This window comes from Carboxylicivirga fragile (assembly GCF_050589805.1).
GTDB lineage: Bacteria > Bacteroidota > Bacteroidia > Bacteroidales > Marinilabiliaceae > Carboxylicivirga > Carboxylicivirga fragile.
In genome coordinates this window covers 1-432 of record NZ_JBNGOY010000132.1, presented here as the reverse complement: position 1 = coordinate 432, position 432 = coordinate 1, and the positions used below count along the sequence as shown (strand labels likewise).

Genomic DNA, 432 nt, shown 5'->3' with positions numbered 1-432 from the left:
AAGTCTTTAAGGGTTATTACAAAGTCGGATTGGAATAAAAGCAGAGATTGAAACGAGCAATCTTTGTATCAACAAAAACAATAAAGATCAACTAATAAAATAAGGAACGGTTCTTTCTTGCATAATGGTTAAAGAGAACCGTTCCACAACAAAAGTCAAATATTAAAAAACAAAAGTCATGAAAAAGTTAAAAACAGTATTAGCAGTAGGATTATTTGTAATGGGATTAGGATTTACATCTTGTAGCAGCGATGATAATTATACACCGGTTAATCCCGAACAACCTGAAGTGCCAGTCGCGCCGGGACCAGAAAATCCAGTAGGTCAACCACCAGTCGTTTCTCCATCATAAGTCTTTAAGGGTTATTACAAAGTCGGATTGGAATAAAAGCAGAGATTGAAACGAGCAATCTTTGTATCAACAAAAACAAT

General features: G+C 35.0%; 1 protein-coding gene. It reads left to right on the top strand.

All coding sequences use genetic code 11. From position 1 onward, the window contains the following. Nucleotides 1-178 precede the first annotated feature (178 nt). A complete protein-coding gene (locus tag ACRD7B_RS22805) occupies nt 179-352 on the top strand; it encodes a hypothetical protein (RefSeq protein ID WP_430826980.1) in 174 nt (57 codons plus the stop codon). Nucleotides 353-432: the final 80 nt, after the last annotated feature.